The sequence below is a fragment of the Pseudonocardia sp. McavD-2-B genome, assembly GCF_024124365.1.
GTDB classification, from domain to species: Bacteria; Actinomycetota; Actinomycetes; order Mycobacteriales; family Pseudonocardiaceae; genus Pseudonocardia; species Pseudonocardia alni.
Genome location: NZ_JAMXSG010000040.1, coordinates 1 through 16,488, shown reverse-complemented (window position 1 = coordinate 16,488; position 16,488 = coordinate 1). Strand labels below are relative to the sequence as shown.

The window sequence follows — 16,488 nt, the reverse complement described above, 5'->3', positions numbered from 1 at the left end:
CGGGGCGGCGGGCCGTCGCCGATTTTTCGCCCCTCCCAGGGCGGCGCAGATCACGATAGGCTCCGCGCGACGGCGGTGGCGGTGATCACTCGTCCTCGCGACTCGCCGTCCTGACCAGGGCGTCGACCGTGTGCGTCGCTGGCCCGCGGTTCCGGGCGAGGTGCTCCGGGCCGATGATCTCCAGGGAGCAGGAATGGCAGAAGGCACCGTCAAGTGGTTCAACAGCGAGAAGGGCTACGGCTTCCTCGCCCCCGACGGTGGTGGTGCGGACGTGTTCGTGCACTACTCGGCAATCCAGACGAACGGCTACAAGAGCCTCGACGAGGGGCAGCGCGTGTCGTTCGACATCGAGCAGGGGCAGAAGGGGCCGCAGGCCAGCGGGGTCACGCCGCTCTGAGCCGTCCGGTCACCCGTCCGTCGTGGTGACCGGCAGCAACCCGTCACGGCCGAGGCCCCGCGCGCCCCGGCCGGTTCCGCGGTGCCCGGGTGTCACCACCCCAGCGCCGCGTGCATCTCCCACACCAGGATCTCGGCCCCGTCCGGTCCGGCGGTGATCCGCCGGCCGCCGTCATCGACGACCCTGGCCGCGTCGCCCGTACCGAGTTCGTCACCGGGCACGTCCTCCAGCGTCGCGCCCCCACGTGCCACGAACGCGTGCACGAACGGGGCGGTCGGCAGCTCCGTCGCCGCGCCCGGCGCGAGCCGTGCCACCGACAGGGCCGCCGCGCGCTGACGCAGCGGCAGCAGGGTCGACTCGCGGTGCCGTGCCAGGCCCGAGGCCAGGACGACCGTGTCCCCGCGCTCCCCCGCGTGCGCCGCACGCACGAGGTGGCGCGGGTCGCCGCCCGGTTCCTCGGGCACCACCCACATCTGCACGAACCGCACGCCCCCGTCCGGCGTCGCGTGCTCGGAGTGCCGCACCCCCGATCCCGCTCCCAGGTACTGCACACCGCCCGGCCCGACCCGAGCGGTCCGCCCGGTGGTGCTGTCGCGGTGTTCCAGCTCGCCGTCGAGGACCCAGGTGAGGATCTCGGTGTCGCGGTGCGGGTGCTCGTCGTAGCCGCGCCCCGGGACGAGCCGGTCCTCGTTGTGCAGCAGCAGCAGCCCGAAGTGGGTGTTGGCCGGATCGTAGTGCGCCCCGGCGGAGAAGCTGTGCCGCGAGTCGAGCCAGCCGGTCTCCGTGCGCGCCCGCGAGCCGGCGCGGTACAGCGTGACGTGTCCTGTGGGTGCGTCCATCGTCGTGTCATGCTGCCCGACGTGCACCGCCACCCGGTCGCGGACGCGACGTTGCGCCGCCTCGAGCTCGCCTCGTCCCGGCTGGCCGCGGCCTGCCTGGCGGAGATGGAGCGGCGCTGCCCGTGGTTCGCGGGGCTGCCCGCCGACCAGCGCGCGGGCGTGGCCCTGGTGACCCAGACCGGCGTCGCGAACTTCGTGTCCTGGCTGCGCGAGCCCGACCGCACCACCCCGCTCACCGCCGAGGCGTTCCGGATCGCGCCGCGCGACCTGGCCCGGCGGATCAGCCTGCGCCAGACCGTCGAGCTGGTGCGTATCGCCGCGGACGTGTTCGAGGAGCACCTGCCCCCGCTCGCCGACGACGGCACCGAGCGCCACGAGCTCACCGAGGCCGTGCTGCGCTTCGGCCGGGAGATCGCCTTCGCCGCCGCCACCGTGTACGCCGGCGCCGCGGAGTCCCGCGGCGCCTGGGACGCCCGGCTGGAGGCGCTCGTCGTCGACGCCGTGCTGCGCGGCGACACCGACGGTGCGCTCGTGTCCCGGGCCGCCGCGCTCGGCTGGGACCCCGCCGCTCCGGTGCACTGCCTGGTCGGCTCCGCCCCCGGCTCCGGCCCCGAGTCCCCGCAGCTGATCGTGGAGCTGCGCCGGGTCGCCGCGCGGCTGGGCCACGACGTGCTCGTCGGCGTCCAGGGGCGACGGCTGGTGGTCCTGCTGCACCTGACCGGGCGGCCCGCGCGCCGGGTCGCCGACCGGCTCGCCGAGACCACCTCGGCGCGTGCGGCGCCGACCGGGCCCGGGCCGGCCCCGGGGACGAGTGCGGTCACCGCGCGGGTGCTCGCCGAGGTCGCGGCGCACTTCGGGGCCGGACCGGTCGTCTCCGGCCCGCCCAGCACCGATCTGGCCACCGCGGGTGCCGCCGTCGCCGAGGCACTGGCCGGGCTGGCCGCCGCCCCGGGTCACCCCGACGCACCGCGCCCGGTCGACGCCGCCGACCTGCTGCCCGAACGCGCCCTGCACGGCGACCCGGCCGCGCGGCGCCGGCTCGCCGAGGACGTCCTCGCTCCGCTCCACGACACCGGTGGCGAACTGCTGCGCACCCTGGCCGCGTACCTGGAGGGCGGGGCGAGCCTGGAGGGCTGCGCCCGCGCGCTCTACGTGCACCCCAACACGGTGCGCTACCGCCTGCGCCGCATCGGCGAGCTCGTCGGGCGCTCCCCCACCGACCCGCGGGAGGCGTTCGTGCTGCGGGCCGCGCTCGTCGCCGACCGCACCGCCCGCGCGTCCGACGGCCCGGCCGTCGCCGCGCACACCCCGCTGACTCCTCTGGACCCGACCGGGGAGCATGATCAGGAGGTCGACGGCGTCCGTGTCCCGGTGGGCGGGGCGTTGTCGTGAACCCTACAAACACCGGCCCCTACGGATCGGTAACGAGGCCCCGGTCACACCTGCAGTTCGTAGGTTTCCTACAACTTCGGTGGTCCGACTTCGTCGTAACCGGTATCCCGGCGCCGCCCCCGAGAGGTGTGTGATGTCCCCGTGATCGCCCTGCTCGCACCCGGCCAGGGGGCCCAGACCCCCGGCATGCTCGCTCCGTGGCTGGAGGACCCGGCCGCGGCGGAGGCCGTGGCCGGCTGGTCCGACGCCGTCGGGCTCGACCTGGCGCGTCTCGGCACCACCGCCGACGCCGAGGAGATCACCGACACCGCGGTCACCCAGCCGTTGATCGTCACCCTGGGCCTGCTGGCCGCGCGCCGCCTGCGCGAGCGGGTCGAGCTGCCGTCCGGGACCGTCGTCGCCGGGCACTCGATCGGCGAGATCACCGCCTGCGCGATCGCGGGCGTGCTGACCGAGGACGCCGCCGTCGCCCTCGCCGGGGTCCGCGGCCGTGAGATGGCCGCCGCCTGCGCCGTCGCGCCGACCTCGATGGCCGCCGTGCTCGGCGGCGAGGAGGAAGCCGTGCTGGCCCGCCTCGCCGAGCTGGGTCTCGACCCGGCCAACCGCAACGGGGCGGGCCAGATCGTCGCCGCCGGGGCGAAGGAGGCGATCACCGAGCTCGTCGCGTCGCCGCCGGAGAAGGCGCGGGTCAAGGAGCTCCCGGTCGCCGGGGCGTTCCACACCGCGCACATGGAGCCCGCGCGTGCCGTGCTGGAGAGCCACGCGTCGTCGGTGCCGGTGTCGGACCCGACGCTCACGCTGCTTTCCAACGCCGACGGCGGGACCGTCGACACCGGCGCCGAGGCGCTGCGCCGGCTCGTCGCGCAGGTCACCCGGCCGGTCCGCTGGGACGCCTGCATGCAGACCCTCGCCGACCGCGGGACCGGCGCGACCCTCGAGCTGCCCCCGGGCGCGACGCTGACCGGGCTGGTCAAGCGCGCCGTCAAGGGCACCCTGACGCTGGCGCTCAAGACCCCCGAGCAGCTCGACGCCGCCGTCGACCTGATCTCCGAGCACGGGAAGTGAGCCCCATGCGAGCGACCCCGACCGTCGCCGGGGCCCGTTTCCTGGGCCTCGGCAGCTTCCAGCCCGAGCACGTGGTCACCAACGCCGACCTGGAGAAGCGGGTCGAGACCGACGACGCGTGGATCCGCAGCCGCGTCGGGATCGCCGAGCGCCGGATCGCCGACGCCGACACCTCGCTGACGTCCATGGCGACGGCGGCCGGGGCAGCGGCGCTGACCGACGCCGGCTTCGACCCGGCCGGGCTCGACGCCGTGATCGTTGCGACCTGCACGATGCCCAACCCGATCCCGAACGCCGCCGCCCAGGTGGCGACCGGCCTGGGCGCGAACGGCGTCGCGGCGTTCGACCTCAACGCGGCCTGCGCCGGCTTCAGCTACGCCACGGCCGTCGCCTCGGACATGATCAGGGCCGGTTCGGCCCGGCACGTGCTGGTCATCGGCGCCGAGAAGCTCTCGGACTGGGTCGACTGGGACGACCGCTCGACCTGCATCATCTTCGCCGACGGCGCGGGCGCCGCCCTGCTCGGACCGGCGGACGGCGAGGACGAGGTGGGCGTCGGCCCGGTCAGCTGGGGCAGTGCGGGCGACCACGCGTCGACCATCCGGATCCTCGGCGAGACCACGAACAAGCTGCACCAGGAGGGCCAGGCCGTCTTCCGGTGGGCGACGACGGCGATCTCCCCCGTCGCGCTCGACGCCGTCGAGCGGGCCGGGCTCACCCCCGCCGACATCGACGTGCTCGTCCCGCACCAGGCGAACCTGCGCATCGTCGAGGCGATCGCGAAGAAGCTGCGCCGCCACGGCGCCCGGGAGGACATGGTCGTCGCCGACGACATCGTGCACTCCGGCAACACCTCGTCCGCGTCCATCCCGATGGCGCTGGACCACATGCGCACGGCCGGCCGGGTACGGTCCGGCGACGTGCTGCTCCTCGTAGGCTTCGGCGCAGGACTGTCCTACGCCGGACAGGTCGTCGTCTGTCCCTGACGGGGCACCGGAGACCTGGCACCCGCACCCATCCACCGCGCAAGGAGAACCATCGTGGCTGACAACGCCGAGATCCTCACCGGGCTGGCCGAGATCGTCGAGGAGGTCGCCGGCATCGACACCGCCGAGGTGACCCCCGAGAAGTCCTTCGTGGACGACCTGGACATCGACTCGCTGTCGATGGTGGAGATCGCCGTGCAGGCCGAGGACAAGTTCGGCGCCAAGATCCCGGACGACCAGCTCGCCGAGCTGAAGACCGTCGGCGACGCCGTCGACTTCATCGCCAAGCACCAGTGATCCGTACCGGCGGGCTCGCACCGGTAGCGCTGTCCGCCGGGGAGAAGGAGACGTCATGACCGACGGAGTGGTCGTCACCGGTTTCGGGGCCACCACCCCGCTCGGCGGGGACGCCGCCTCCACCTGGGAGGCGCTGCTCGCCGGGAAGTCCGGGGTGGGAACCACCCGGGCCGACTGGACCGAGCGGTTCGACCTGCCGGTGTCCATCTCGGCCCAGCTCGCCGTGGAGCCCACCGAGGTCCTGCCCCGCGTGCAGGCCCGCCGGATGGACCGGTGCGAGCAGGTCGCGATGGTCGCCGCCAAGGAGGCCTGGGCGCACGCCGGGCTCGGCGCGATCCCCGGCGAGGACGGGGCCGCGGTCGAGGCCGAGCGGCTCGCCGTCGTCATCGGCGCGGGCATCGGCGGCGCGCCGACCCTGCTCGCGCAGGACGACCTGCTCGAGGAGCACGGGCTGCGCAAGGTCTCGCCGCTGACCGTGCCGATGCTCATGCCCAACGGGCCGGCCGCGCTGGTGAGCCTGGAGTACAAGGCCAAGGGCGGGGTGCACTCCCCCGCCTCGGCGTGCGCCACCGGCGCCGAGGCACTGGCCTGGGCCTACAAGCTGCTGCGCGACGGGGAGGTCGATGTCGTCCTCGCAGGCGGCGCCGAGTCCTGCATCGTGCCGATCACCGTGGCCGGGTTCGTGCAGTCGCGGACCCTTTCCACCCGCAACGACGACCCGGAGCGCGCCTCCCGGCCGTTCGACACCGGGCGGGACGGCTTCGTCCTCGGTGAGGGCTCGGGCGTGCTCGTGCTCGAGCGCGAGGAGTTCGCGAAGGCCCGCGGCGCCACCGTGCACGGCCGCCTCGCCGGGATCGGTCTGACGTCCGACGCGTACCACATCACCGGGCCCGACCCCGAGGGCGAGGGCCAGATCCGGGCGATGCAGAAGGCGGTGGCCGGGGCCGGTCTGACCGCCTCCGACATCGTCCACGTCAACTGCCACGCCACCTCCACGGTGGTCGGCGACGTGGGCGAGGCGACCGCCGTGAAGCGGGCGTTCGGCGACCACCCGGTGCTGACCGCACCGAAGTCGGCGCTCGGGCACCTCGTGGGCGGGGCCGGGGCCGTCGAGGGGATCATCGCGCTGCTCAGCGTGCGCGACGACATCGTCCCCGCGACGCTCAACCTGACCGACAAGGACCCGAAGGTCGAGCTGGACGTCGTCGCCGGCGAGCCGCGGAAGATGACCGTGGACGCCGCCGTCAACAACTCGTTCGGCTTCGGCGGGCACAACGCCTCGCTGGTGTTCACCAAGGCCTGACGGCTCCGTGCGGGTCCCCGGCCGGGGACCCGCACGCCCGCTCAGCAGGGGGCGCGCAGGATCCCGTCGGGGCTCCCGACGTCCATCCGCGGCGGCGAGCCCGCCATCGGGAAGGCGACCTGCCAGCAGATCCGGCCGACATGCAGGCCGGGCGGGCCGTCGTTCGGGTCCTGGACGCTGATGAAGCGCACCAGGGCGAGCACACCGCCGCCGGTCGCGGAGTCGATCCGGTCGATGCGGATGGTGCCGTCGGTGGTGGAGCCGATCCCCTCCAGCCACGACTCGCGGGGCTGCCGGTCGGCGGTCTCGGGGTTCACCACGCGGGTCCAGGTGGCGTGGTCGCGGCCGTTGACGGCGTTGAAGTAGAGCTGCACCTGCTGCATCACCAGCTGGGCGGCCGGATGCTCGGCCGCGCCCGCGCTGATCGTCACCTCGCTGCTGCCCGCGCCGCTGTCGGGCACGGTCTGCGGCGCGGAGGCGGGGGCGACGCCGGAACGGGTCGTCCCGGACACCGTCCACGCGACACCGCCGACGGCCACGAGCGCCACCAGCAGGACGCCGACCGTGATCGCGGCCCGGCCGTTCATTCCTCGCCCCCCATGGGACGACAGTCTGCCCGGCCCGGCTCGGCTCAGCCGACCCGGTGGGTCAGCAGCGTCACCGCCGCGCCGTCGCCGGCGAAGCGGAAGGACTCCAGCTCGTCGTCCCAGGCCGTGCCCAGCAGCTGGTCGAGACGCCGGGACAGCCCGGCGCCGCCGTGCTCGGCCATGACCGTGCGCAGCTGGTCCTCGGGCAGCACGACGTCGCCATTGGCGCTGGTGCGCCCGTGCCACATGCCGAGGCCGGGGACGTGCATGAACCGCTCCCCGTCCACGCCGGGGCTCGGTTCCTCGGTCACCTCGAACCGCAGCATCGACCAGGCCCTCAGCGCCCCCGCGAGGGCCCCGCCGCTACCGGCGGGACCGCTCCAGGTGCACTCGGCCCGCATCTGACCGGACGCCACCGGCTGTGCGGACCACTCGAGGGAGACCCGCGTTCCGAGAACGCCCGAGAGCGCCCACTCGACGTGCGGACAGACCGCAGTCGGCGACGAGTGGACGAACACCACTCCGCGTGTGCTCACTGCCAACCTCCGCTGTCGTCGACGAGGATCGTCTTCCCCTACGTCCTCGGCGCAGCGCGGCCGGTGCTCGGACCCGCGGTACTGATGTGCTGGATGTGGGTGTGGTGACCTCCGTGGCGTGAGTGGACTTCGGTGGCCTCACTCTGCCCGATTCCGCTCCGGGGAGCCACCCCGACACGACGAGCGGGTGAACGGCGCCCGGCGTGTCGCGGCCCGGCGCGCGGGTCAGGCGGTGTAGGTGGCGAGGGCGACCCCGGTGGCGGCGTCGGGAACCTCGGTCCGGCGCAGCTCGCCGAGGTCGGCGAGCACGTCGAGGTGCGCCCCGGTCTCCAGGACCGCGAGGGTCCGGTTGAACAGGTCCATGTCCTCCAGCCGGTGTTCCCGCCGGGTCCAGCGCAGGACCCGGGCGACGGCGTCGGCCGTCGGGTGGCCCGCGGCGACGGCGTCGCGGCACTGGGCGAGCCGGACGTCGTGGTGGGCCAGCAGCTCGTCGGTGCGGGCGTGCGCGCTGCCGCCGACCGGGCCGTGCGCGGGCAGCAGGGTCGCGTCCGGCCGGGACCGGACCAGGCGCAGCGAGTCGAGGAACTGCCCGAGCGGGCTCGCCACCGGCGACGGCTGCAGGCCGATCGACGGGGTGATCCGGGGCAGCACGTGGTCGCCGGCGAACAGCAGCTCGTGGGCCTCGTCGGCGAACACGAGGTGCCCGCGGGTGTGCCCCGGGGTCTCCACGGCGGTCAGCGTGCGGGTACCCGCCGGGTCGGCGACGGCGATGGCGGCACGGTCGGCGATCCACTCGTCGGGGGCCTCCCACTCCTCGGGGAGCGGACGCGGCCACGGCCCGGCCCGGCCCAGCTCGTCGACGAGGCCGGCGGCGCCGGCACGCAGCAGCCGGGTCCGGTCGGGCTCGCCCTGCGGGCGGTCGGGATCGGTGATGACCTCCAGGTTGGGCCGCTCCCCCGCGCCGAGCAGCACACGGGTGCCGTACTCGCGGCGAAGCACCGCCGCCAGGGTGTAGTGGTCCCGGTGGGCGTGGGTGACGAGGAAGCGACGGACGTCGCCGAAACCGGAGCCCAGCGCGGCCAGCGCCTTGCAGAGCAGGTCGCGGGCCTCGTCGATCGCCCAGCCGGAGTCGATCAGGGTCCAGCCCGTGTCGTCGGCGAGTGCGTAGACGTTCACGGCACGCAGCCCGTCCTGCGGCAGCGGCAACGGGATCCGGTAGACGCCGGGGGCGCTGCGGAACACGCCCGGCGCGGTCCAGTCGCCGTCCGGGTCGTCATCGGTCACGGTGGGAGCGGCGGTCACCTCCCGACGATAGATGACCGCGCACGCGCGTCCGGGCCGGTGGCTCCCCCCACGGGGTCCCGTCATCACCCCGCGTGTCCGGACGGACACCGAGAGCCGACAGTTTCCGGACAGTCCACCCGAGGGTGGGACATGTTCGCACCGGGAGGGTGGTCCGATCCGCGCTACCGTCCCTGCGTTCGGTGATCAGAGGTCGACCTGGGGGCGGGTCGGCGAAGGAGGGGCGCAGCATGGCGGCAGGGATCCCGGAGCAACGGTCCGGGCAGGACGCGCCGTTCCTCACCGTGGCGGAGGTGGCGGACCGGATGCGGGTCTCCCGGATGACGGTGTACCGGCTGGTGCACTCCGGGGAGCTGCCCGCGGTGCGCTTCGGGCGCTCGTTCCGCGTGCCACCCGAGTCGGTGGAGGCGTTGATCGAGTCGGCGCGCTACACCGGCGGGTGAGACACGGAGCCGGAATGATGCCGATCGACTCCGCGAGCGCGCGGCGGGTCGCGGACACCTACGACACCGCCGAGGCCCGCACCGAACGGGAGCGGACCCTGGAGCTGCTGGATCCGCGGGCCGGTGAGCAGATCCTGGTCGTCGGGACCGGGCCGGGACATCTGCTCGACGAGGTCGCCCGGGCCGTCGGTCCGGGCGCCACGGGTGTCGACCCGGACCCGGTGATGGTGACGCTGGCGCGACGCCGGTGCGGCACCCGGGCCGTCGTCACGCAGCGCGCGCTGGCCGGTCCGGGCTCGCTGCCCGGCGGGCCGTACGACGCGGTGGCCTGCCTGCAGGTGCTCGAGTTCCTGGAGGACCTGCCGGCGGCCGTCGCCGAGCTGTACCGGGTCCTGCGCCCGGGCGGTCGGCTGCTGGTCCTGGACACGGACTGGACCTCGCTGCACTGGCCCGGGCCCGGGCAGGACCGGCACCGCCGCATCCGCGACGCGTGGTGCACCACGGTGCCGCGGTCGCGGCTGCCCTACGAGCTGGGCCCGCTGCTGCAGCGCGCCGGGTTCGGAGGGGAGTGGACGCGCCGGATGCCGATGCGCGGTCCGGCCTCCACCGGCTACGGCGCCGCACTGCGGGAGATGGTCGCCGACGCCGCGCCGGGCCGGTGCGGGCTCACCCGGGCCGACGTCGACGCGTGGGCGTCGGGCGTCGCGTTCTGCGGCGACGAACCGTTCTCGGTGGACCGCTGGTTCCTGGGCGCCGTCCGGCCCTGAACCGGCGGGCGTGGCGCGCGGGGCGCCGGTCGGGCAGCATCGCGGCCGTGGGCTCCCCGTCGTCGCAGACACCGATCACCGCGCGGGTGAGGATCGGGCAGCAGCCCGACTTCGTCCGCCTGTTCCAGACGCTGCCCCGGGCCGGCGAGTGGGTCAACTTCGCCCCGCCGGGCCGGCGGCGCGACGACTACGAGGTCGACTGGGTGCTGCACTGGGCGATCGACCCCGACGACACCGACAGCCCGGACGTCACCGTCGAGATCCAGCTCGTCGACCCGGAGTAGTCCGCTAGTCGAAGCCGTGGCTGCGGACCGCGGCGACGCCGCCGTCGCGCAGGGCCTCGAGCACCGCGCGTTCGTGCGGGACCGTGTCGGCGGGCAGGTCGGCGAGGGCGAACCAGTCCAGGCCCGCGGTCTTCCCGTCCTCGGCGCGACGTGGCTCGCCGGCCCAGTGTCGGCAGGTGAAGAAGAAGTCGACGCGTTCGTCGACCGGGTTCCCGTTGCGCCGGGTGCGGTGCACCGCGGTCAGCGGGACGAGGTCGGCGGGGTCGACGGTGACGCCGAGCTCCTCGTGGGCCTCGCGCACCGCGGCGGCGGCCGCGTCCTCTCCCGCCTCGACGTGCCCGGCCGCGGCGGCGGCCCAGTGGCCGTCCATGAACCCGGTGCCCGCACGCAGCTGGAGCAGTACCTCGGTGCGTTCACCGGTGCCGCGCAGCAGCAGGACGTAGGACGCCGGGACGACCCGGTAGCGCTCGCTCACGCCGTCGACCCTAGGTGCCGTACCGCCGTTCGCCGACGGCAACACCGGGGTAACCCGGCGGTCCTACCGTCGGGCGGATGGCGGCCCCCACCTCGCGCCCGGCACCGGTCGGCGACCGGCTCGGCGTCGTGCCGCCGCGGGACTCGGAGCTGCGGTTCCGCACCGTGCACGGCTACCGGCGGGCGTTCCGGGTGGCCGGCTCCGGGCCCGCGGTCGTGCTCGTGCACGGGATCGGCGACAGCTCGGCCACGTGGGAGGCGGTGTTCCCCGCACTGGCCCGGCGGCATCTGGTGATCGCCCCGGACCTGCTCGGGCACGGGCACTCGGACAAGCCGCGCGCCGACTACTCCGTCGCCGCCTACGCCAACGGGGTCCGCGACCTGCTCGGAGTCCTCGGGGTGCCCCGCGCGACGCTGGTGGGGCACTCGCTCGGCGGCGGCGTCGCCATGCAGTTCGCCTACCAGTACCCCGAACGCACCGAGCGTCTCGTGCTGGTCGGCACCGGCGGGGCGGGACCGGAGGTCACGCCGCTGCTGCGCGCGGTGAGCCTGCCCGGCGCGCACGCGGTGCTGGCGGCCTCGCAGCTGCCGCCGCTGCGGTGGCAGCTCGGGTGGGCCCTGGACGCGCTGCGCCTGGTCGGGGCCGACCTCGGCCGCGACGCCGCCGACCTGCTCCGGCTGGTCGACGCGCTGCCCGACGCGACGTCCCGGACGGCGTTCATCCGGACGCTGCGCGCCGTCGTCGACTGGCGCGGGCAGGTGGTGACCATGCTCGATCGCTGCTACCTGACCCGTGGGATGCCGACCATGCTCGTGTGGGGCGCCCGGGACGCCGTCGTGCCGCTGGCGCACGCCCGCACCGCGCACGCCGCGATGCCGGGCAGCAGGCTGGAGGTCTTCGACGACGCCGGGCACTTCCCGCACCACAGCGACCCGGCCCGGTTCGTCGGGGTGCTGGAGGAGTTCCTGGGGTCCACCGACCCGGCGCGGTGGAGCCCGGAGCAGTGGCGCCAGCTGCTGCGCTGCCCCGCTCCCCCGCCCGCCGGCGTCGCCGGGGCGCGGCCGGGACCGGTCTCGGCGACCTGACCCCGGGCCCGCGGTCAGAACACGAACCCCAGCCAGGTGCCGGCACAGCCGTGGCAGGCGCCGTGCGTCGTCGCGGCGCGGTGCACCGGGCGCAGGCAGATCACGCAGTGGGTCAGCCGGCGCCGGGCCCGGCGCAGCAGACCGTCACGCACCTGGCGGACGGCGAGCCCGGCGTCGCCGTCCGGGTCGTCGCAGCCGGGCAGGACGGGTACCTCCACCGCGTCCGCCGGGTCCAGCACCGGGAGACGGCCGTCCCGTCGTGGTTCCGGGCGGGCCAGCAGCACCGGACCCGCCGGGGCGAACCCGAGCATCAGCTGCGGCGGCTCTCCGGCGACGAACCAGGCCACCGGGTCCGGCGTCGCGCCGGGCGGGAGGAGCCCCGCCGAGCGCAGGTCGGCGTCGGTCCAGCCGCCGCGACGCAGGTCGGCCGGGGTCAGCCCGAAGTGCCGCAACCCGTCGGCGGGCAGGTCGAGCTCGCGCAGCTCCGCCGGGGACGGGACGCCGACGTAGACGGTCCCGCGCTCCCCCACCGGCTCCGGGACGGGCCCGGTGTCGTGGCCGTCCGCGACGCGCCACGGGGCGGCGACGAGTACGGCGAGCACCCGCGGGTCGACGCCGAGGCGCCCGGCCACCTCCGCGGTGCGGTCCTCGGTCACGTGGTCCCCGATCCCTGCCTCCGTCACACGCGCCGGGGCGGCTCCGGTCTCGGAGCCGCCCCGGTGTGGTGCGGTGTCGGTCAGCTGCAGCCGCTGGTGGAGCCGCAGCCCTCGCAGAGGTAGCAGGACCCGGCGGGGCGCATCTTCGTCCCGCAGGTCATGCACAGCGGTGCGTCGGCGGCCTTGCCCAGACGCAGCTCGAGCAGCTCGGTGGAGCTGCCGACCTCGACCGGCGCCGGATCGACACCGGCCTCCTTGCGCTCCTCGGTCGTCGGCACGGAGGAGCGGAACTCCTCCATGTCGAGCTTCTCGCCGGTGCCGTAGTCGTTCTCGACCTGGGCGGACCGCTCGTCGGAGGAGAAGATGCCCAGCTGGGCGCGCTTCTCGTACGGCAGGTGGTCCAGCGCCAGGCGGCGGAACAGGTAGTCCAGCACCGAGGTCGCGATCCGGACGTCCGGGTCGTCGGTCATCCCGGCAGGCTCGAAGCGCAGGTTGGAGAACTTCGAGACGTAGAACTCCAGCGGGATGCCGTACTGCAGACCCACCGAGATCGACATCGAGAAGGCGTCCATCACGCCGGCCAGGGTCGAGCCCTGCTTGCCGAGCTTGACGAAGATCTCGCCGAGGCCGTCGTCGGGGTAGCTGCCGGCGGTGAGGTAGCCCTCGGCGCCACCGACGGTGAACGACACGGTCTCGCTGGGCCGCTTCTTCGGCAGCCGCTTGCGGACCGGCCGCTGCTCGACGACGACGTGCTTCTCCGGCTCGGCGTCGGCCTTCTTGTCGCCGCCCTTGCCGGCGGACAGCGGCTGGCCGACCTTGCAGTTGTCGCGGTAGATCGCCAGGGCCTTGAGGCCGAGGCGCCACCCCTCGAGGTAGATCCGCTCGACGTCCTCGACGCTCGCCCGCTCGGGCATGTTGACCGTCTTGGAGATGGCACCGGACAGGAACGGCTGCGCGGCGGCCATCATGCGGACGTGGCCCATCGGGGCGATCGTCCGGTCGCCCATGGCACAGTCGAACACCTCGTAGTGCTCGGGCTTCATGCCCGGGGCGTCGACCACGTGGCCGTGCTCGGCGACGTACTCGACGATCGCCTCGGCCTGCTCGGCCTGGTAGCCGAGGTTGTCCAGGGCGCGGCGCACCGACTGGTTGACGATCTGCATGGAGCCGCCGCCGACCAGCTTCTTGAACTTGACCAGCGCCAGGTCCGGCTCGATGCCGGTCGTGTCGCAGTCCATCATCAGGCCGATCGTGCCGGTCGGGGCCAGCACCGACGCCTGCGCGTTGCGCCAGCCGTTGACCTGCCCGATGTCCTGGCACTGCTTCCAGACCTCGGTGGCGAGCTTCTGCACCGGGGTGCTGGAGGCGAAGGTGCGGATGCGGTCGTTCTCCGCGGCGTGCTTGCGGATGACGCGCTGGTGGGACTCGGCGTTGCGGGCGTAGCCCTCGTACGGGCCGACGACGCCGGCGAGCTCGGCGGAGCGCTTGTACGCGGCACCGGTCATCAGCGAGGTGATGGACCCGGCGAGCGCGCGGCCGCCCTCGGAGTCGTAGGCGTGGCCGGTCGCCATGAGCAGCGCGCCGAGGTTGGCGTAGCCGATGCCCAGCTGGCGGAACTTCCGGGTGGTGTCGGCGATCGGCTCGGTCGGGAAGTCCGCGAAGCAGATCGAGATGTCCATCGCGGTGATGATCAGCTCGACGGCCTTGGCGAAGGTCTCGGCGTCGAACCGGTCGTCGGAGTCGAGGAACTTCAGCAGGTTCAGCGACGCCAGGTTGCAGCTGGAGTTGTCCAGGTGCATGTACTCCGAGCACGGGTTCGACGCGCTGATGCGGCCGGACTCCGGGGTGGTGTGCCAGTCGTTGATCGTGCCGTCGTACTGGATGCCGGGGTCGGCGCAGTTCCAGGCCGCCTCGGCGATGCCGCGGAACAGCGTGCGGGCGTCGACGCGCTCGATGACCTCACCGGTCATGCGGGCACGCAGACCGAAGTCGGTGCCCCCCTCGACGGCGCGCATGAACTCGTCGGTGACGCGGACGGAGTTGTTGGCGTTCTGGTACTGCACCGAGGTGATGTCGGAGCCGCCCAGGTCCATGTCGAAGCCGGCGTCGCGCAGGACGCGGACCTTGGCCTCCTCCTTGGCCTTGGTCTCGACGAACTCCTCGATGTCGGGGTGGTCGACGTCGAGGACGACCATCTTCGCCGCGCGCCGCGTGGCGCCGCCGGACTTGATGGTGCCCGCGGAGGCGTCGGCACCGCGCATGAACGAGACCGGGCCCGAGGCGGTGCCGCCGGAGGACAGCAGCTCCTTCGACGAGCGGATGCGCGAGAGGTTCAGGCCGGCACCGGAGCCGCCCTTGAAGATCAGGCCCTCCTCGCGGTACCAGTTCAGGATCGACTCCATCGTGTCGTCGACCGAGAGGATGAAGCAGGCGCTGACCTGCTGCGGGCTGGCGGTCCCGACGTTGAACCACACCGGCGAGTTGAAGCTGAACACCTGGTGGATCAGCATCCAGGTCAGCTCGTGGTCGAAGATCTCGGCGTCGCCGTCGGTGGCGAAGTAGCCGTGCTCGAGACCGGCCCGCTTGTAGGTGCCGACGACCCGCTCGACGAGCTGCTTGAGGCTGGACTCGCGGGTGTCCGAGCCCACCGCGCCGCGGAAGTACTTGCTGGTGACGATGTTGGTGGCGTTGACCGACCAGCTGCGCGGGAACTCGACGCCGCGCTGCTCGAAGTTGACGGTGCCGTCGCGCCAGTTCGTCATGACGACGTCGCGGCGCTCCCACTCCACCTCCTCGTAGGGGTGGACCCCTTCGGTGGTGAAGACACGCTGCACGGTCAGGCCGGGCGCGCGCTTGGCGCCGGTCTTCCCGCGGCCACGCGACGGCTTGGCCGCCGCGCTCTCACCGGTGTCTGTCGTCGGGCCCCCGACGGTCTCGGTCATGAACTGCCTCCGCACATCCGACGCTTCTCCGCCCGCACGCTGGGGTGCGCGGACGGCTCTCTTCCCGGTACGACCGGCGACGACGACGCGCCGCTCAGCCGTCCGGGTGGTGACCGGCCTCGTCGTCGGCTGCTTCCCCGGCAGCCGCCGAACGCAGGTCGGCGATCTCCTTCTCGAAGTCCTCGATGGAGGAGAAGGACCGATAGACACTCGCGAACCGCAGGTACGCGACCTCGTCGAGCTCACGCAGCGGCCCGAGGATCGCCAGCCCGACCTCGTGGCTGGGGAGCTCCGCCGCCCCGCGCGCCCGCACCGTCTCCTCGACCCGGTGGGCGAGCTGTTGCAGGTCGTCCTCGTCGACCGGCCGGCCCTGGCACGCCCGCCGAACCCCGCCGACGACCTTCTGCCGGCTGAAGGGCTCGGTCACCCCGCTGCGCTTGACGACGGCGAGCACGGCCTCCTCGACCGTGGTGAACCGTCGTCCGCACGAGGTGCAGGACCGGCGCCGGCGGGTGCAGGTCCCGTCGTCGGCGGTCCGGGAGTCGATCACGCGGGAGTCCGGGTGTCGGCAGAACGGGCAGCGCATGGACGCTCACACCCTTCTTCCGTGACGTTCCGGAAACTCTCCGCAGCGATCCGTCCCCCCAACCAGTGGCGGAACGACACCAATGTAACCCCTACATCTAGGGGTACGCCATCCCGGGCCCGGTGCCACGCCGAGCTTCGCCCGATCGGGAACCGAGCCTCGCACACCACGTTCCGCGACCGGTCCGTCGCCGACGATCATGGAGCGGGGCATCGGCGCTGGTGGCACCGAGGAACGTCGCGGGCGGCGCCGTCCGTCGCGCCGGAGGGACCGCGACCGGCGGCCACCCGATGCGGGGACACGCCCTGCGGACGCGCCCGGCGGCACGTCGCCGACTCCTCCGGCGACATCCCGGCGACCATGTCCCGACACCCGCGCGCCACCCCGCGCACGCCGTCACCCGATGCGACGCCGACGCGGCGTCCGTCGCTCCGCACCGTCACCACCTCGGACCGCCCCGCAGCGCACGGCCGTGCGAACCACGGGGTGCGGCGCCGCACTGCGCGGCGCCGGCCGACGTCAGCGCACGGCGCCGACCGACGGCAC

Annotated in this window: 18 protein-coding genes; 10 read left to right on the top strand and 8 right to left on the bottom strand. The window is 74.0% G+C overall.

Annotation, left to right across the window (positions count from 1 at the left end; genetic code table 11):
• The first annotated feature begins 193 nt into the window (after positions 1-193).
• Entirely contained in the window at positions 194-397 is a 204-nt protein-coding gene (locus tag NH602_RS08500; RefSeq protein ID WP_073577448.1) for a cold-shock protein, read from the top strand.
• A gap of 92 nt (positions 398-489) precedes the next feature.
• Here NH602_RS08500 and NH602_RS08495 read toward each other — a convergent pair whose 3' ends face one another.
• Positions 490-1,236, bottom strand: coding sequence for a pirin family protein (locus NH602_RS08495; RefSeq protein ID WP_253067500.1), 747 nt, complete (start codon positions 1,234-1,236; stop codon positions 490-492).
• Positions 1,237-1,245: 9 nt separating this feature from the next.
• Between NH602_RS08495 and NH602_RS08490 the strand changes: the two genes are divergently transcribed.
• From NH602_RS08490 to NH602_RS08470, 5 genes are all read left to right on the top strand, one after another.
• On the top strand, positions 1,246-2,628 hold the full coding sequence (locus NH602_RS08490; RefSeq protein ID WP_251786599.1) for a CdaR family transcriptional regulator: 1,383 nt from the start codon (positions 1,246-1,248) through the stop codon (positions 2,626-2,628).
• 141 nt (positions 2,629-2,769) lie between these two features.
• Positions 2,770-3,693 carry an ACP S-malonyltransferase gene (locus NH602_RS08485; RefSeq protein ID WP_253067499.1) on the top strand — a complete coding sequence of 308 codons (924 nt, stop codon included), beginning with the start codon at positions 2,770-2,772 and terminating at the stop codon, positions 3,691-3,693.
• 5 nt (positions 3,694-3,698) lie between these two features.
• Positions 3,699-4,679, top strand: a complete 981-nt coding sequence (locus NH602_RS08480) for a beta-ketoacyl-ACP synthase III (RefSeq protein ID WP_253067498.1) — start codon at positions 3,699-3,701, stop codon at positions 4,677-4,679.
• 54 nt (positions 4,680-4,733) lie between these two features.
• A complete protein-coding gene (locus NH602_RS08475) occupies positions 4,734-4,976 on the top strand; it encodes an acyl carrier protein (RefSeq protein WP_020623056.1) in 243 nt (80 codons plus the stop codon).
• A gap of 55 nt (positions 4,977-5,031) precedes the next feature.
• Positions 5,032-6,279: a beta-ketoacyl synthase gene (locus NH602_RS08470; RefSeq protein ID WP_062396635.1), complete on the top strand. Its 1,248-nt coding sequence runs from the start codon at positions 5,032-5,034 to the stop codon at positions 6,277-6,279.
• A 41-nt stretch (positions 6,280-6,320) separates the two neighbouring features.
• On the opposite strand, the gene NH602_RS08465 is transcribed toward NH602_RS08470, so the two are convergent.
• From NH602_RS08465 to NH602_RS08455, 3 genes are all read right to left on the bottom strand, one after another.
• The gene (locus tag NH602_RS08465; protein ID WP_253067497.1) at positions 6,321-6,866 is read right to left on the bottom strand and encodes a hypothetical protein; all 546 of its coding nucleotides are present in this window, start codon (positions 6,864-6,866) and stop codon (positions 6,321-6,323) included.
• Positions 6,867-6,910: 44 nt separating this feature from the next.
• On the bottom strand, positions 6,911-7,402 hold the full coding sequence (locus tag NH602_RS08460) for a DUF3145 domain-containing protein (RefSeq protein WP_043277342.1): 492 nt from the start codon (positions 7,400-7,402) through the stop codon (positions 6,911-6,913).
• A gap of 225 nt (positions 7,403-7,627) precedes the next feature.
• Positions 7,628-8,704 carry an MBL fold metallo-hydrolase gene (locus NH602_RS08455; protein WP_253067496.1) on the bottom strand — a complete coding sequence of 359 codons (1,077 nt, stop codon included), beginning with the start codon at positions 8,702-8,704 and terminating at the stop codon, positions 7,628-7,630.
• Positions 8,705-8,934: 230 nt separating this feature from the next.
• On the opposite strand from NH602_RS08455, the gene NH602_RS08450 reads away from it, so the two are divergent.
• The 3 genes from NH602_RS08450 to NH602_RS08440 are packed head-to-tail and all read left to right on the top strand — an operon-like array spanning position 8,935 to position 10,198.
• Positions 8,935-9,147: a helix-turn-helix domain-containing protein gene (locus NH602_RS08450; protein WP_020623051.1), complete on the top strand. Its 213-nt coding sequence runs from the start codon at positions 8,935-8,937 to the stop codon at positions 9,145-9,147.
• A gap of 17 nt (positions 9,148-9,164) precedes the next feature.
• Positions 9,165-9,914, top strand: a complete 750-nt coding sequence (locus NH602_RS08445; protein ID WP_253067495.1) for a methyltransferase domain-containing protein — start codon at positions 9,165-9,167, stop codon at positions 9,912-9,914.
• 47 nt (positions 9,915-9,961) lie between these two features.
• Positions 9,962-10,198 (top strand): hypothetical protein, encoded by a 237-nt coding sequence (locus NH602_RS08440; RefSeq protein ID WP_062396644.1) that lies wholly within the window; start codon positions 9,962-9,964, stop codon positions 10,196-10,198.
• Between the two features lie 4 nt (positions 10,199-10,202).
• Here the strand turns inward: NH602_RS08440 and NH602_RS08435 are convergent, their stop codons facing one another.
• Complete coding sequence (locus NH602_RS08435; RefSeq protein WP_253067494.1) at positions 10,203-10,673, bottom strand: NUDIX domain-containing protein; 471 nt, start codon at positions 10,671-10,673, stop codon at positions 10,203-10,205.
• Positions 10,674-10,750: 77 nt separating this feature from the next.
• On the opposite strand from NH602_RS08435, the gene NH602_RS08430 reads away from it, so the two are divergent.
• Positions 10,751-11,758: an alpha/beta fold hydrolase gene (locus tag NH602_RS08430; protein WP_083474253.1), complete on the top strand. Its 1,008-nt coding sequence runs from the start codon at positions 10,751-10,753 to the stop codon at positions 11,756-11,758.
• A gap of 14 nt (positions 11,759-11,772) precedes the next feature.
• Here the strand turns inward: NH602_RS08430 and NH602_RS08425 are convergent, their stop codons facing one another.
• The 3 genes from NH602_RS08425 to nrdR all read right to left on the bottom strand — a co-directional run bounded on the left by NH602_RS08425 (position 11,773) and on the right by nrdR (position 15,942).
• Positions 11,773-12,414: a hypothetical protein gene (locus NH602_RS08425; RefSeq protein WP_253067493.1), complete on the bottom strand. Its 642-nt coding sequence runs from the start codon at positions 12,412-12,414 to the stop codon at positions 11,773-11,775.
• A gap of 80 nt (positions 12,415-12,494) precedes the next feature.
• Positions 12,495-15,356, bottom strand: coding sequence for a vitamin B12-dependent ribonucleotide reductase (locus tag NH602_RS08420; protein WP_253067492.1), 2,862 nt, complete (start codon positions 15,354-15,356; stop codon positions 12,495-12,497).
• A gap of 94 nt (positions 15,357-15,450) precedes the next feature.
• Entirely contained in the window at positions 15,451-15,942 is a 492-nt protein-coding gene (nrdR, locus tag NH602_RS08415) for a transcriptional regulator NrdR (RefSeq protein WP_062396654.1), read from the bottom strand.
• Between the last annotated feature and the right edge of the window lie 546 nt (positions 15,943-16,488).

Coding starts and splice junctions, on each gene's coding strand:
- NH602_RS08480 (WP_253067498.1), top strand. CDS start 3,699: ATGCGAGCGACCCCGACCGTCGCCGGGGCCCGTTTCCTGGGCCTCGGC.
- NH602_RS08500 (WP_073577448.1), top strand. CDS start 194: ATGGCAGAAGGCACCGTCAAGTGGTTCAACAGCGAGAAGGGCTACGGC.
- NH602_RS08465 (WP_253067497.1), bottom strand. CDS start 6,866: ATGAACGGCCGGGCCGCGATCACGGTCGGCGTCCTGCTGGTGGCGCTC.
- NH602_RS08470 (WP_062396635.1), top strand. CDS start 5,032: ATGACCGACGGAGTGGTCGTCACCGGTTTCGGGGCCACCACCCCGCTC.
- NH602_RS08420 (WP_253067492.1), bottom strand. CDS start 15,356: ATGACCGAGACCGTCGGGGGCCCGACGACAGACACCGGTGAGAGCGCG.
- NH602_RS08450 (WP_020623051.1), top strand. CDS start 8,935: ATGGCGGCAGGGATCCCGGAGCAACGGTCCGGGCAGGACGCGCCGTTC.
- NH602_RS08490 (WP_251786599.1), top strand. CDS start 1,246: ATGCTGCCCGACGTGCACCGCCACCCGGTCGCGGACGCGACGTTGCGC.
- NH602_RS08445 (WP_253067495.1), top strand. CDS start 9,165: ATGCCGATCGACTCCGCGAGCGCGCGGCGGGTCGCGGACACCTACGAC.
- NH602_RS08430 (WP_083474253.1), top strand. CDS start 10,751: ATGGCGGCCCCCACCTCGCGCCCGGCACCGGTCGGCGACCGGCTCGGC.
- nrdR (WP_062396654.1), bottom strand. CDS start 15,942: ATGCGCTGCCCGTTCTGCCGACACCCGGACTCCCGCGTGATCGACTCC.
- NH602_RS08495 (WP_253067500.1), bottom strand. CDS start 1,236: ATGGACGCACCCACAGGACACGTCACGCTGTACCGCGCCGGCTCGCGG.